The sequence below is a fragment of the Enterobacter sp. CFEC122 genome (genome assembly GCF_052983755.1).
On the sequence record NZ_JBRIQR010000037.1, the window covers coordinates 18,189 to 33,426 of the forward strand.

Annotated in this window: 9 protein-coding genes; 8 read left to right on the plus strand and 1 reads right to left on the minus strand. The window is 54.4% G+C overall.

All coding sequences use genetic code 11. The annotated features are described in order from the left end of the window. Window positions 1-141: 141 nt before the first annotated feature. From ACVCAM_RS20825 to ACVCAM_RS20840, 4 genes are all read left to right on the plus strand, one after another. A complete protein-coding gene (locus ACVCAM_RS20825; RefSeq protein WP_009652401.1) occupies window positions 142-1,356 on the plus strand; it encodes an efflux RND transporter periplasmic adaptor subunit in 1,215 nt (404 codons plus the stop codon). Beyond that, on the plus strand, window positions 1,356-4,529 hold the full coding sequence (locus tag ACVCAM_RS20830; protein WP_009652455.1) for an efflux RND transporter permease subunit: 3,174 nt from the start codon (window positions 1,356-1,358) through the stop codon (window positions 4,527-4,529). Before ACVCAM_RS20825 ends, ACVCAM_RS20830 begins: the two co-directional genes overlap by 1 nt. Window positions 4,530-4,546: 17 nt before the next feature. Beyond that, on the plus strand, window positions 4,547-6,016 hold the full coding sequence (locus tag ACVCAM_RS20835) for an efflux transporter outer membrane subunit (RefSeq protein WP_032950086.1): 1,470 nt from the start codon (window positions 4,547-4,549) through the stop codon (window positions 6,014-6,016). A 345-nt stretch (window positions 6,017-6,361) separates the two neighbouring features. Further along, window positions 6,362-6,553 (plus strand): heavy-metal-associated domain-containing protein, encoded by a 192-nt coding sequence (locus tag ACVCAM_RS20840; protein WP_016154448.1) that lies wholly within the window; start codon window positions 6,362-6,364, stop codon window positions 6,551-6,553. 1,619 nt (window positions 6,554-8,172) lie between these two features. On the opposite strand, the gene ACVCAM_RS20845 is transcribed toward ACVCAM_RS20840, so the two are convergent. After that, entirely contained in the window at window positions 8,173-8,958 is a 786-nt protein-coding gene (locus tag ACVCAM_RS20845; RefSeq protein WP_016154445.1) for a MipA/OmpV family protein, read from the minus strand. Between the two features lie 127 nt (window positions 8,959-9,085). On the opposite strand from ACVCAM_RS20845, the gene ACVCAM_RS20850 reads away from it, so the two are divergent. The 4 genes from ACVCAM_RS20850 (at window position 9,086) to ACVCAM_RS20865 (ending at window position 15,217) form a co-directional block, all read left to right on the plus strand. Continuing rightward, window positions 9,086-9,781, plus strand: a complete 696-nt coding sequence (locus tag ACVCAM_RS20850; RefSeq protein WP_447093658.1) for a response regulator — start codon at window positions 9,086-9,088, stop codon at window positions 9,779-9,781. Then, the gene (locus ACVCAM_RS20855; protein WP_009652412.1) at window positions 9,778-10,944 is read left to right on the plus strand and encodes a sensor histidine kinase; all 1,167 of its coding nucleotides are present in this window, start codon (window positions 9,778-9,780) and stop codon (window positions 10,942-10,944) included. Before ACVCAM_RS20850 ends, ACVCAM_RS20855 begins: the two co-directional genes overlap by 4 nt. Window positions 10,945-11,045: 101 nt before the next feature. Beyond that, complete coding sequence (locus tag ACVCAM_RS20860; RefSeq protein WP_032950079.1) at window positions 11,046-12,161, plus strand: efflux RND transporter periplasmic adaptor subunit; 1,116 nt, start codon at window positions 11,046-11,048, stop codon at window positions 12,159-12,161. Beyond that, the gene (locus ACVCAM_RS20865) at window positions 12,158-15,217 is read left to right on the plus strand and encodes an efflux RND transporter permease subunit (RefSeq protein WP_080685893.1); all 3,060 of its coding nucleotides are present in this window, start codon (window positions 12,158-12,160) and stop codon (window positions 15,215-15,217) included. Before ACVCAM_RS20860 ends, ACVCAM_RS20865 begins: the two co-directional genes overlap by 4 nt. Window positions 15,218-15,238: the final 21 nt, after the last annotated feature.

Here is a 15,238-nt window from a genome sequence, read left to right on the forward strand (position 1 = left end):
GCCTGATTGGATGTTTTTCATTTTTTTTAATTGGTGTGCTTGACCTTCCAGTAACATCAACCTTTAGCCTTGTAAGAAATTGCTACAGCGCCGTTTTCGGATGGGCCGGGGCTGCCTGTGGCGTATGCAAGGATCACTGTTATGAAAATGAAAATTGGGGTTCTGATTGTGTCGGCCGCAATCATCGCCACTGCCGGGATTGCGTTTGCCCGGGATAGTGGCGGCAACGATGAGCCGGCCGCAGCGGCCGCACCTATGGCTCCCCAGGTTCCCGTAGCCGAAGTGCTCTCGCGTCAGATAGTCCCTTCGGCAGAGTTTACCGGTTCATTGGCGGCCCCAAAAACCGTAGAGCTACGCCCACGCGTTGGCGGTACCATCGACGCTGTCAGCGTACCTGAAGGCAGCATGGTGCGTCAGGGGCAGCTGCTGTTCCAAATTGATCCTCGTCCATTCCAGGTGGCTCTTGACAGCGCGCAAGCACGACTCAAGCAGGCAGAAGCGCTGGCTATCCAGGCCAATCGCGATTTTGAACGAGTTGGTCGGCTGGTGAACAATGGCGCGGTATCCCGGAAAGATTACGATGACGCCGCTTCTACACGTCATGCTCGTCAGGCTGAGGTGCAGGCTGCAAAGGCCGAGGTTGCGGCGGCGAAACTGGACTTGTCTTATTCGCGCGTGGTGGCACCGATTACCGGCCGCGTGGATCGCATGCTGGTGACTGAGGGAAATCTGGTCAGCGGCGGTGGTACGGGATCTGCGACGCTATTGACAACGATTGTTTCCGTCAATCCGCTATACGCTTACTTTGATATTGACGAAGCGACGTTCCTTAATTCAGTCAGCAAGGCACGTCCTGACGCAGTTAACAAGGTGGAAGAGCGTTTACCCGTGCATGTTGGGCTGGCGACAGAAAAAGGTTTCCCGCATCAGGGAACGCTCGATTTTGTCGGGAATCAGATCGATCGTAGTACCGGTACTGTCAGGGTACGTGCCGTAATCCCTAACGACGATGGGAAACTGACGCCAGGTGCCTTTGCCCGCGTGCAGCTGGCCACCGGTGCGGCACATCAGGCGATTCTGATTGACGATCAGGCGATAGGGAGCGATCAGGGACGCAACTATGTCCTGGTGGTGGGTGCGGATAATAAGGCGCAGTATCGCCCGATTGAGCTGGGCGCGGTGGTTGATGGTTTGCGCGTGGTCAAGAGTGGCCTGAAAGCCGGTGAGAACATTATTATCAAGGGGCTGGTGCGTCCCGGTATGGCGGTGACGCCGCGTTTGACCCCGATGCAGGCTTCTGGCGCGTCGGTTAGCGAGGGGGAAAAAGCCGGCTCCGTTGAAGGGGGAGGCCAATAATGAAATTCCCACACTTCTTCATCCAGCGGCCTATTTTCGCGATTGTGTTATCGGTGTTTATGCTGATAGCTGGCGCTCTGGCTTTCTTTCAGCTTCCGCTGAGTGAATACCCATCGGTAACACCGCCTACCGTGCAGGTTTCGGCAAGCTACCCTGGTGCTAACCCTAAGGTGATTGCTGACACCGTTGCTGCTCCACTGGAACAGGCAATCAACGGGGTGGAAGGCATGTTGTACATGAGTTCCCAGATGTCTGCCGACGGTCGAATGGTCTTGACGATTTCATTCCGGCAGGGAACCGACCCCGATATTGCGCAGATTCAGGTGCAGAACCGGGTTTCTCGGGCCTTGCCGCGCTTGCCGACTGAGGTGCAGCAGATCGGTGTCGTGACGGAGAAAACGTCACCGGATATCCTCATGGTTGTGCATATATTTGCACAGGGCGATCGCTACGATCCGCTTTATGTTTCCAACTATGCCATGTTGAACGTGCGTGATGAGCTATCACGCTTGCCAGGTATTGCCAGCGTCACGCTTGGGGGCGAGGGTGAATACGCGATGCGCGTCTGGCTGGATCCGACCAAAGTCGCTTCCCGCGGTTTGACGGCCAGTGATGTGACCGCAGCAATTCGTGAGCAGAATGTCCAGGTCGCGGCCGGTTCTGTCGGTCAACAGCCGAACAGCTCCTCTGCCTTCGAAGTCAGTATCAATGCCCAGGGGCGTCTGACCACCGTTGAGCAGTTTGGCGATATCGTGATCAAAGCTGGCGCTGACGGGCAGGTTACCCGCCTGCGCGATGTTGCGCGTCTGGAATTGGGATCGGACAACTATTCCCTGCGCAGCCTGCTGGACGATAAAAATGCCGTGGGTATGCACATCGTTATGACGCCAGGCGCCAATGCGCTGGACGTCTCTGCCTCGGTTCGGGCGACGATGGCGAGGCTGCAGGCCAACTTCCCGGAAGGTATCGAATACCGTATCGCTTATGACCCGACAGTGTTTGTCAGCGCCTCGTTGAAATCAGTGGCAATGACGTTGCTGGAGGCGACGGTGTTGGTGGTACTGGTGGTGATGCTGTTCCTGCAAACCTGGCGGGCTTCGATCATCCCTCTGGTCGCGGTACCTATTTCGTTGGTCGGTACTTTCGCCCTCATGTATTTGTTCGGCTTTTCGCTCAACACGCTGTCGTTGTTTGGTCTGGTGTTATCGATAGGTATCGTTGTCGATGATGCCATTGTGGTGGTTGAAAACGTCGAACGGCATATTGCACAGGGCCGTTCTCCGAAAGAAGCGGCAAGAAGGGCCATGGACGAGGTGACTGGCCCTATTTTAGCCATTACTTCCGTTTTGGCTGCTGTGTTTATTCCTTCTGCGTTCCTGTCAGGATTGCAGGGGGAGTTCTATCGCCAGTTCGCGCTGACCATCGCCATTTCGACGATCTTGTCTGCGATCAACTCGTTGACGTTGTCGCCGGCGCTGGCATCGGTTCTGCTTAGACCCCATCAGGATATGGCGCAGGCCGACAGGTTGACGCGCATCATGGATCGCGTATTCGGTGGTTTCTTCCGTCGCTTTAACGCTTTCTTCGATAGATTGTCGAACAACTACGTTGGCGCAGTCCGCCGGGCCGTACGCGGCAGTATCATCGTGCTGGTGCTGTATGCCGGTTTCCTGGGCCTGACACTGTTGGGGTTCCAGCAGGTTCCTAACGGTTTTGTGCCCGCTCAGGACAAATACTATCTGGTTGGGATTGCTCAATTGCCTTCCGGCGCCTCGTTGGATCGCACGGAAGCCGTAGTGAAAGAGATGTCCCGAATTGCGCTGGCGGAACCTGGAGTGGAAAGCGTCGTGGCGTTTCCTGGGTTGTCGGTAAACGGCCCTAACATGCCTAACTCCGCATTGATGTTTACCATGCTGAAACCCTTCAGTGAACGTAAGGATCCTTCGCTGTCTGCCGAGGCTATTGCCGGTAGCCTGATGGGGAAATTTAGCCAGATACCTGACGGTTTTGTCGGGATCTTCCCGCCACCACCGGTACCGGGGCTGGGCAGCATGGGAGGATTTAAACTCCAGATCGAAGACCGGGCAGGGCTTGGCTTTGAAGAGCTGACCCGTGTTCAAGGGATGGTTATGGCGAAGGCCATGCAGGCTCCTGAACTGGCAGGGATGATGGCCAGTTTCCAGACCAACGCACCTCAGTTGCAGGTTGATATCGACCGCGTCAAAGCCAAGTCTCAGGGCGTCGCACTGACCGATATCTTTGATACGTTGCAGGTGAATCTGGGGTCGCTGTATGTAAATGACTTTAACCGCTTCGGTCGTACGTATCGGGTGATCACTCAGGCGGATGCGCAATTCCGTATGCAGCCTGAAGATATCGGGTTGCTTAAAGTGCGTAATGCCGCGGGTGACATGATCCCACTGGGAACGCTGGTGAACATTACCCGTACCTCTGGACCAGACCGTGTTATGCGTTACAACGGTTATCCGTCGGCGGATATTACCGGTGGCGCAGCGCCTGGCTACTCCTCCGGACAGGCAACGGCAGCTATTGAGAAGATCGTTAGTGAAACGCTGCCTGAGGGAATGACATACGAATGGACCGATCTGACTTACCAGGAGAAGCAGACTGGCAACTCGGCGCTGTATATCTTCCCGTTGGCGGTGTTCCTGGCGTTCCTGATCCTGGCCGCACAATACAACAGCTGGTCGCTGCCGTTTGCGGTGCTGTTAATTGCCCCAATGGCATTACTTTCCGCGATCGCCGGGGTTTGGCTATCGAATGGAGATAACAACATCTTCACGCAGATTGGTTTTGTGGTGCTGGTGGGACTGGCGGCGAAAAACGCAATCCTGATCGTCGAGTTCGCTCGCGCCAGAGAGAGTGAAGGCGTCGATCCTCTGGCTGCCGTGCTGGAGGCCGCTCGCCTGCGTCTGCGCCCGATACTGATGACCTCGTTGGCATTTATTGCGGGGGTTGTGCCTTTGGTGATCGCGAGCGGTGCCGGTGCGGAAATGCGTCATGCCATGGGGATTGCCGTGTTTGCCGGGATGCTGGGGGTGACGCTGTTCGGACTCTTGTTGACGCCAGTGTTCTATGTCGTGGTCCGTAAGCTGGTTATTCGCCGGGAAATCAAGCAGGCACAGCGGGCAATCAGTGATTCACGGCCATGACGGGCGGAGAGAGAATAATGAAAGCAGAGTATGAAATGAACCATCGTATTAATAAACTCTCGGTGCTGGCGATGGCGCTGGTATTGGCCGGTTGTACTATGGCGCCGGACTACGAACGGCCTTCTGCACCAACGAGCTCAAGCTATCCTTCGGGAGCGGCTTATGCTCAGGGAACAGTTTCAGCGGCTCAGACTGCCGTGGCTGATATCGGTTGGCGCGATTTCTATCGTGATCCGTTGTTGCAACAATTACTTGAGGTCGCGTTGGCAAACAACCGCGATCTGCGCAAGTCGGTGCTGGATGTTGAGGCCGCGCGGGCTCAGTACCGGATCCGTCGTGCCGATATGTTGCCAACACTGAATGTGGATGCGGGCGCTACCGTGCAGCGTCTGCCCGCAGATGTCAGCCCGAGTGGTACAACGCAGATAACGCGGAGTTATGAGGTTAATGGTGCGGTGTCAGCCTGGGAGCTGGATTTGTGGGGACGGGTTCGTAGCCTCAGCGATCGGGCGCTGGCAACGTACCTGGCGTTGGATGAAACACGGATTGCGGCAAGGCTGAGCCTGCTCGCTGAGGTGACAAACGCTTATCTGACGTTGCGTGCGGATCAGGAGTTGCTGCAACTGGCTCACGATACGCTGAGCACGCAAAAGAGGACTTACGCATTGACCCAGGCGCTGTTTGATGCGGGTAATGCAACGCAAATTGATTTGCGGCGCGCAGAGATTGCGTTGCGTACTGCGGAAGTCAGTCAGGCTGCTTATACGAGGGTGGCGGCGCAGGATCGCAATGCACTGGTTTTGCTTTTAGGGCAGCCATTGACGGCCGAACTCTCGGCCAGCCTGGATAAGGCGAATACCTTGCCCGATGACATCATCCCTTCCGCGTTGCCGGCGGGCTTGCCGGCAGAATTGCTGGTGCGTCGTCCGGATGTCCGTGCGGCAGAGCAGCAACTGCGTGCGGCCAATGCCAATATCGGGGCCGCTCGCGCGGCATTTTTCCCGGCAATCAGTTTGACAGGATCGGCTGGTACGGCCAGTTCGAGTCTGGACGGGTTGTTCGAGCCGGGGTCAGCGGCCTGGAGTTTTGTTCCGCAAATCTCGTTGCCTATTTTCCGGGGAGGCGCTCTGCGCGCCAATCTGGACCTAGCCCAGGTACAAAAGCGCATCGAAATTGCGAATTACGAGAAGGCGATTCAGGTTGCCTTCCGCGAAGTGGCTGATGGCCTGGCGGGCAGACAAACCCTGGACGATCAATTCCGTTCAGAACAATTGTTGGTGCAGGCCAGCCAGGCTAACTATGAATTGGCCTCACAGCGCTTCCGGGCCGGTATTGACGATAATCTGGCGGAGCTTGACGCGCAACGAGCGCTGTTCAGTGCACAGCAAACTCTGGTTCAGACCCGACTGGCGCGAATGAGCAATTTGGTCAATTTGTATAAAGCGCTGGGGGGCGGATGGACAGAAAGCTCTCCGGCTAAGCCATAACTCTCCGGGCAGGTTAACGCCACTGTCTGGCGATAAGGTCGGCAATACGTGGGTGGAGGGATAAAACCGCCCGCGTATTGCATTGTCGTAGGGATAAGGGGTTACGGCGCGGCAACCACTTCTTTTACTGCGAGGACTGCTACGTCTTCGTCTTGTTGCCCGACAGCCGGCAGAAAGCACAACTGAACGGTTTACTTGAAATACTTTGGGGCAGTATATATCCCCACCTCAGGTGAAACGCTTAGTCAGAGAATATAAGCACGAAAATTTTTGGCGATAGGGCTTGACCTTACAACGGTGGCAAGTTCTATCATTGAAGTTACTACAACTAAATAGGATATATATATGCAATTACATCTAGAAAATATGACATGCGGCGGATGTGCCCGGACAGTGACTAAAGTGATTCAAAATATTGATCCTGAGGCAAGTATCATAACTGATCCACCGACTCGTAAGATCGAAGTGAAAACTTCTTTATCTACTGAACAAGTTGCTAATGCTTTACGTGAGGCAGGTTTTCCTCCGAGAGAGTAGTTAACTAAAAATGGTTACCTCCCCGCTGTGGTAACCATTTTTTATCATGTATCCTTACGGTTAGAAGTATTTCTGTTATTATTATGCACCATGGTGGGGTGTTTAGATGTCTTGAGTTGTAGTTTTGATTTAATATGTCTATTACTTAACTCACTAATTTTTTCTCTATGTTAAATGTATTGTGTTCAATATTTATGTGTGATTTACTAAATCATCGGTTTTTTCTTTTAAGGCCTCATTAATGTATCATGTGACGTCAAGTATTTGTGGAGGGAGTATTTGGTTTTTTTTAAATATATTAAGAACAGGGTGGTATGCCAAATTTATCATCATAAAAAGTAAGAAGAGCGAAGTATACGTAAACCAAACGCTGTAAGTTTAAGCATGCCATTTTTGTTCCATGCACTTCTTGATAGCTCCGGGTTTTCAGTCATCAGCCGATACCTCTTCCTGTATCAGGTTATTCAGAGATTCATGAGGCCGCTCGTTATTGTATTACCTCAGCCAGCATAATGTAATTCTCCCGTACCTCATTCTGAGTTCTAAATAGATTAAAATCCAGTATTTATGTCCGATAGCGGCGGTTAAACAGTTCTGCTTTGCATTAGTAACCCGCGTCCCCGGTAGGCGTTGATACGATATGCTTCCCGCAGAGAATGCACCGACTGGTATTTCTGTGCCGGCCTTAGAACTTTTGCTTCAGCATCTCCTGAAGCATCTCCTTGTCCACACTCAGGCCAGCCACCTGTTTCTTCAGTAGCTGATTTTCATCCTCCTGCTACCGCATGTGATTCAGTTCTGAATGAGAAATATCGCCTTATTCCTTACGGTATGTAATGGGATTGTCAGGGCATCGTACAATAGCGTGTTCGACAGCGTGATGAACTACTATCCAGAAGAGCTTGACCGTACGCTCGAGATAATTCTCGATAGCGTGGAGGCTCATATAAAGGTCTATGTGTCGGTCAAGAATCTTGATGCCAGTATGGCGGTAGAAGTACTCAATGAAGTAATATCAGCAAATATTATTGCTATCTAAAAATCAAAGAGACTGATATGTTAGTCTTAAAATAATAGTCAGTTAGAGACTCAACGGACGGAACAAACTAGCTGGCAGTTCGTACTATGCCCATACTATTATGGAATGACGATATTCAATTTATGTCAAATTTTTCAAGTATTCATTCGTCAATTCTGGTTAAGCTGGGATTCGGCCCATCTGACATGTGATGTCGTAGTTTTCCTGATATTTTCGTGGTCATTGTTTATGGGGGGGAGAAGAACCTCGGCGCAAAAGACTGTCGGTGCGGTCTTATTTAAGGTGCTAGGGTTTTCTTTCGCTATACATGATTTTATACTAGCGAGAATATAGATAAAGGATTTGGGAGTGTAATGAATTTTAATGCTGTCCTCATATGCTATTATCCTGCGCTTATAATCCACTCCACTGAAAGTGTAATAGTACATGCTCCTGCTCGTAATCTTCCGGTGATATATCACTCAGGGCTTGAAGCCATTTCCAAGCCAGTAGATGACTCGCAAAACATCATCTGATATCAACATTCAAATATATGTTTCTGATAGTCCACTTTTCGGAGACTCTGCCAGTTCCTGGCGTGTCAGAATGTCCAGTTGATACCAGCAAAACCGCTGATATTGTCTCGCGCTGACACAACAGGACTGTCACTGGTTTTATCCGCAAGCCAGGCATATGAAGCGCCCAGTAGGGTGCCCCAGTGTTCATTAAACTGATGCTGCCAGCTCAGGGTAGTCTGCGTAGCATAAAATCCTGCGCTACGGTTGTATTCCCGGAAACCGGTTGTGCGGCTCTGGGCAGCATTAACGCCGTACCAGGTGTTAATGTACCGGGCGTCACCAAAAAGTGCCGCGCCCTGCAGGGCAACCGTATCTGTGTCGTTCTGCCAGGGCACGAGCGTCAGCGAGGCCTGGTACTGTACCCCCTGTGAATCCGTCAGCGGCAGAGTTGCACGGATTTCCGGGGTAAACCAGCTGTTCACCTGCCAGCCAACAGCAACCTGCGTGTTCAGTGCACCACGGATGTTTCCCATTCCTTTCAGTTTGTCAGAACCATCGCGCCACGATGAATTTTGATCGGCACGGCCAAAACTGTATCCGAACGCATTTTCAAAATAGAGGCCATTATCCGTCTGCAGGTCATAACCGATACCTTTTGTTGAGTCGAAGAAAAACGCGCCTTTACGGACCTGCAGGGAAGGCATCACTGTCCAGTGCTGCTTATCCGCGCCACTGTAGCGGGGGGCGTTTTCTCCCATTATCCCCACCGTCACTCCATCCTGATTGCCGCTGTCGGCAATAGCGGACCCGCAGGTCGCTGCCAGCAGGATCACTGTACACCCTGTTACAGACGAATACGTTGCCATCATATATCCCTCGTTTTATGTTTATGCATTACGGTAAGCTGTGACCCGCCCGGCCACCCGCAGTGGATTATGACGATGCTTTATCAAGACTCAGCGTGGAAACCATCAAGAAACCATCAAGGCAGAATGAATGAACACAAAACGTATTCTGATTATCGAGGACGACCGGGATGCGGCGAATGTGCTCGAAGCCTATCTTCGTCGTGAAAACTTCGGGGTCATACTGGCCCATGATGGAAAAGCAGGACTTGAAGCCGCCCTTACCCAGCATCCTGCACTTATTCTGCTTGATATCATGCTGCCGGGTATGACCGGAACAGAAATACTCAGCCGGCTGCGCCGCGAATCCGATGTTCCCGTGATAATGGTCACCGCAATGGGCGAGGTCCCGGACCGTATCGGGGCCTTACGCTTCGGTGCGGATGATTATGTCGTCAAACCTTATCATCCGGGTGAGGTCGTGGCCCGGGTGCAGGCGGTGTTACGGCGTGGGGCGGCAGCGCATGCTAGCGCTGAAAATTATCGCCGGGTGGGGGCCGTTGAACTCAACCGGGACACCATGTCAGTCGCTGTTATTCACGATGAAAACCGGGTGCACCTTGAGCTGACCCCCACCGAGTTTTCACTGCTGGACATGATGATGACCCGCCCCCGGAGCGTCTGTTCCCGTCAGACGCTGCTTGAACACTGCCTGCCGGAAAGTGATGCGCTGGAGAGGGTGGTTGATACACACATCTATAACCTACGCCGCAAACTGGAAAAAGCGGGGGTCAGCGGTGTGCTGACCAGCGTGAGAGGGATCGGTTACCGGTATCTGCAGCCATGAAAAAAAGAGAGTCCCGTTCATTATGGCGCTGGATTTGCGTCAGGGTGTTGTCGCTGGCGGCCGGCAGTGTCGTGCTTATCGCCCTGTGCATGTGGCTGCGTTTTGCCCTGCTGGATGCCTGGGTACAGCATCGGATGCCGGAGGCGGTACGACAGGAATTTCTGCATCTGCGGGAAAATCCCGATCTTAATCGCATCCGTTACCATGAAATTATTGATGACTGGTACGGACTGCAGTTCTCAGATCCGTCCATTGCGTCAACAGACTGGCTGACGCTGGGAGGGCTGGTCCTGTTTGTGACACCGCTGATAATTATGCTCGGTTTGCTGGCCGCCCGGCCTCTCGCCCGGCAGTTCGGTCTGCTGACGCGAGCCTCCGCAGCGATAGCGCAGGGGCGTTTTACCACTCGCTCAAAAATGGATGCAAGTGCGCCCTCTGAATTGATGTTGTTTACGCAGAACTTCAATACCATGGCCGAAAGACTTGAACGTTATGACCGGGAATTACGGGCATCTCATGTTGCAGCCGCGCATGAACTGCGCTCTCCACTGACGGCCGCGGTGGGCCGTCTACAGGGAATGATGGACGGCGTATTCCCGGCTGATAAAGCGCAGATGAATATGGTGATGAACCAGCTCCTGAGCCTCAGCCGTCTGATTGATGATTTGCACCTGCTCTCACTGGCTGATGCAGGGCAGCTTACGCTGAATAAACAACGCTTCTCACCCGCCGGATTACTGCAGGAAAAGATTGCCTGGCTACGGCCACAGGCTACCGCCGGGCATTTCGGTTACGACACGGATATCCCTCCGGGAGAATGTTGTGCGGACCCGCTGCGAATCGGACAGGTCTTTACCATTTTAATGGAGAACGCACTGCGTTACGCGACGGAAGGCGGGAAGCAAACGATACAGGGTTCCGTTCAGTCAGGCTACTGGACGTTCTCCTTCCGGGATTACGGCGCGGGCGTCGAACCGGATTTTCTGCCGGTGATGTTTGACCGGTTTACCCGTTCTGATGTTTCCCGTTCCCGTCATTCAGGAGGCAGTGGACTGGGTCTGTCGATTGCCAGAGCCATTTGTGAGTCTCACGGCGGAACGCTGACCGCCAGTATCCCGCAAGAGGGGAACGGACTCCTGTTTCGGGTGAAACTGCCCGTATGAGTTTTCTTTTTCACTTTTCTTGACCAAATCTTGATGGTTCGTCGAACGTATCTGGACACACCTGCGGTTTACTCATGGCAGCATTTTTTCCGGAGGCTGCCATGCCATCATATTCATTCATCCCCCTGATAGCGTCTTTGCTTTTCTGGCGACGGGGCTCAGCCCTGGTTTTCGCCCTCGCCCTGCAACTGACCGGCTGTGATAATGAGCCGGTATCCCGCCATGTCCCACCAAGACCGGTGATGACCACGGAGGTATCTGCCGGCAATCATGGTGGGCAGACGCTGATGACCGGTGAAATATTGCCCCATGAAGAGACGATTATCGGCTTCCGTACCGATGGCCGGATGGTGAAACGACTCACGGATGTGGGGCAGTCAGTGGTTGCCGGGCAGGTACTGGCTGAACTGGATGATACCGATTTGTGTAATCAGTACCGCAGTGCTCAGGCGGTAGTACAGGAAGCCGGGGCAAGCGTCAGGCTTGCTGAGATAAACCTGCGACGCATGACGCTGCTTGCCCCGCAGGGTGCGGTTGCCCGGGTTCAGCTTGACGAGGCCCGCACAAACCGCGACACGGCAACAGCAAAACTGCAGAGCGCTCAGGCCGACCTGAGCAGTGCAGCGGACCGTCTGGGGTATGCGCGACTGCTCTCACCGGTTACCGGGGTGGTCACCACCGTCAGCGCCGGTCCGGGACAGGTAGTGACCACCGGACAGGAAATCCTGCGGGTGGCGCAGTCAGGGGCCCGTGATGCGGTCTTCAGCGTACCGGGGGCTCTGGCTGACACCCTGAAACAGCAGCAGACACTCACCCTGCGTATGGCGGATAACCCGTCGGTGTCGGTAACCGGAACGCTGCGTGACATCAGCCCGCAGGCCGACACACAGACCCGGACCTGGCGGGTACGCTATGACCTTGAGAATGCACCCGCGGTAATGGCTATGGGGGCGACGGTCACCGGGTCATTACCCCTGGGCGGCAGTGAAGTGTTTCAGGTACCGGCATCTGCCCTGACGAGGAAAGAACAGAAACCGGCAGTGTTCGTGGTGGACACCGGCAAAAATCGCCTGCGCCTGACACCCGTTGACATTGCGGCCTATATGACCGATTCGGTGCTCATCCGCAAAGGGCTGACAGCCGGTGAACAGGTGGTCACTGCCGGGGTCAGTCAGTTACGTGACGGGGAAAACGTGCTGACGGAGAACCAAAAATGAAAAATGTTATGCACGCTTCCGGCGGTTTTAATCTTTCTGCCTGGGCACTGGCCCACCGACAACTGGTGGCTTTTCTGATGCTGATGGTCACGGTGACAGGCGTCATGAGCTTTCTGAATCTGCCGCGCAGCGAAGATCCGGCGTTTACCATTAAGACCACCGTGGTGTCGGCACAGTGGCCGGGCGCAACGGTAAAAGATACCGTCAGTTTCGTCACCGACACGCTGGAGAAGAAGCTCCAGGAAATCCCACATCTGGATTATATCGAGAGTTACACGCGTCCGGGCTCGTCGGTGATTTTTGTGAACCTGCGTGATGACACACCGCCGTCAGAGGTTGCGGGTATCTGGTATAGCGTGCGGAAAAAGATGGACGACATCCGGGCATCCCTGCCGGACGGCACCACCACCCCGGCCGTGGATGATGAATTCGATGATACATACGGCACAATTTATGGCTTCACGTCGGACGGCTTCACTCCCCGGCAGTTACGCGATACCGTCGATGATATCCGGACATCTCTGCTGGCTGTTCCGGGAACAGGGAAAGTTACGCTGCTGGGTGACAGCGAACAACAGGTGGTGATTGCTTTTGATCCACTGAAACTGTCGGGAATGGGACTCGATCTTCAGCAGGTGACGGCGGCTCTGCAGGCACAGAATGCCGTCACGCCCGCCGGACGTATCCGGACATCACAGGAAAATATGTCGGTGGAAGTCAGTGGCGCCTTCACATCCGTGGACAGCCTGCGGCAAATTGTGCTGCATACCGGAAACCGTTTTATCCCCCTCACCGATTTGGCCACGGTCACACTGCAGCAGGCAGATCCGCCCTCACCGGAGTTTAGGGTTAACGGTAAACCAGCACTCGGGCTGGCGATTTCGATGGCTCGCGGTGGAAATATTGTTGATTTTGGTCGGGCGCTGAACGCGACGATGGACAGGATCCGCACGCATCTTCCTTACGGGATCAGTGTGGAGAAGGTGGCAGACCAGTCGGCCGTAGTCAGTGACGCGGTGGGAGGATTCGTCCAGGTGCTGGTTGAGGCCGTTATTATTGTGCTGGCCGTTTCTTTTGTTTCGCTGGGCAGCCGGGCAGGTCTGGTGGTCGCCGTGGCCATTCCGCTGGTGCTGGCCATGACATTTACCGGGATGGAACTGGCCGGAATAGGGCTACAGCGAATCTCCCTCGGTGCCCTGATCATTGCACTGGGACTGCTGGTTGATGATGCCATGATCACCGTAGAAGCCATGGTGTCGCGGCTTGAGGCTGGCGATGCCCTGAGTGTGGCCGCCACGCAGGTATTTCGTACCACCGCGTTCCCGATGCTGACGGGGACACTGGTGATGATTGCCGGATTTATACCGGTGGGATTTGCGGCATCGAGCGCAGGAGAATACTGCTACTCCCTGTTTGTGGTGGTACTGACAGCGCTGCTGAGCTCATGGCTGGTTGCGGTTCTTTTCTCGCCGCTTACCGGCGTCTGGTTACTGCCGGAACAGCATTCACATCAGTCACATAAGCACAGTTTCTTTCACCGTCATTATACCCGCCTGCTCGACCGGGTGATGCAGCACCGGCGCAAGACACTCGGTTGTGCCCTGGCGATACTGATATTGTCCGGGGGCGGAGCCCTGCTGATGCAGGGTGAGTTTTTCCCAGCGTCCGATCGCCCGGAGCTGCTGGTGAGCCTGACTCTGCCGCAGAATGTCAGCCAGGCACAGACGCACCGCGACGTCCTGAAGTTTGAAGCGAAGTTGCGCGATAATCCTGATATTGACCATTACTCAAGCTACATCGGTTCCGGCGCTGTGCGTTTTTATCTGCCGATGGATGTTCTGCTGCAGAAAGAGAACATTGCCCAGCTGGTCGTAGTGGCGAAAAATGAAGCGGCGAGAAACCGGCTGCAGAAACAGCTTGAGCAGATCCTGTCGAAAGATTTCAGTACGCTCACAACCCGGGTATCCACACTGGAGCTGGGCCCTCCGGTGGGCTGGCCGGTCAGATACCGGGTATCCGGGCCGGATAATACCCGTGTACGTGAACTGGCCACGCAACTGGCAGGGATGATTGCCCGCAATCCCGATACCCGGGGTGTCAATCTGACGTCCGGTGAACCGGAGCGGGTCATCCGTCTGCGGGTGGATCAGACGCAGGCGCGTGCCACCGGCATGACGTCTCAGTCACTGGCAGGAACGCTTGCCACGCTGTTTTCCGGAACCACCGTGACCACCCTGCGCGACCGTAACCGCCAGATTGATGTGGTGCTGCGGGGAAATGAAGCCTCACGACAAAACCCGGCGTTACTGAATGCTCTGATGCTGACATCATCGACCGGGAATAAAGTTCCCCTGGGACAGGTCGCCACGCCAGAATGGACGCTGGATGATCCGGTTATCTGGCGTCGGCAGCGGTTGCCGTTTATCACGGTTCAGTCGGATACCGCGCCCGGCGTTCGTGCAGAGACCGTGTCATCGGCACTCTCTCCGGTGGTTGCCGGTTTCCGGGAGAGTCTCCCGCCGGGTTACAGTGTGGAGGAAGGTGGAGTGGTTGTGGAATCGGAGAAAGGAAACAGCTCAGTGTATGCGGTATTGCCTGTCACGCTGATGGTGATGCTGTTACTGCTGATGATTCAGTTACAACGCTTTTCGTCGATGCTGCTGGCCCTGCTGATGGCACCGTTTGGTTTGCCTGGGATAGTTGTGGCTATGCTGCCTTTTGGCATACCGATGGGGTTTGTGGCGCTGCTGGGGATCATTGCACTGGCCGGGATGATCATCCGTAATGCCGTCATTCTTATTAGCGAAGTGGATGTGGGGATGAAAAATGGTTTCACTGCGGATGAGGCGATCAAAGTCGCCGCGCTGCACCGTTCACGCCCTATCATGCTGACCGCTTCGGCGGCCATTCTCGGGATGCTGCCGATTGCCCGGGATGTTTTCTGGGAACCGATGGCATTTGCCATTATTGGTGGGCTGCTTTCAGCCACACTGGCAACGCTGACACTACTGCCGGCAGCAATAAGTCTAATCTTTCACTGGAAACCGTATCCCTGACGAGTCCTGCCGTATCATCGC

Coding starts and splice junctions, on each gene's coding strand:
- ACVCAM_RS20825 (WP_009652401.1), top strand. CDS start 142: ATGAAAATGAAAATTGGGGTTCTGATTGTGTCGGCCGCAATCATCGCC.
- ACVCAM_RS20830 (WP_009652455.1), top strand. CDS start 1,356: ATGAAATTCCCACACTTCTTCATCCAGCGGCCTATTTTCGCGATTGTG.
- ACVCAM_RS20835 (WP_032950086.1), top strand. CDS start 4,547: ATGAAAGCAGAGTATGAAATGAACCATCGTATTAATAAACTCTCGGTG.
- ACVCAM_RS20840 (WP_016154448.1), top strand. CDS start 6,362: ATGCAATTACATCTAGAAAATATGACATGCGGCGGATGTGCCCGGACA.
- ACVCAM_RS20845 (WP_016154445.1), bottom strand. CDS start 8,958: ATGATGGCAACGTATTCGTCTGTAACAGGGTGTACAGTGATCCTGCTG.
- ACVCAM_RS20850 (WP_447093658.1), top strand. CDS start 9,086: ATGAACACAAAACGTATTCTGATTATCGAGGACGACCGGGATGCGGCG.
- ACVCAM_RS20855 (WP_009652412.1), top strand. CDS start 9,778: ATGAAAAAAAGAGAGTCCCGTTCATTATGGCGCTGGATTTGCGTCAGG.
- ACVCAM_RS20860 (WP_032950079.1), top strand. CDS start 11,046: ATGCCATCATATTCATTCATCCCCCTGATAGCGTCTTTGCTTTTCTGG.
- ACVCAM_RS20865 (WP_080685893.1), top strand. CDS start 12,158: ATGAAAAATGTTATGCACGCTTCCGGCGGTTTTAATCTTTCTGCCTGG.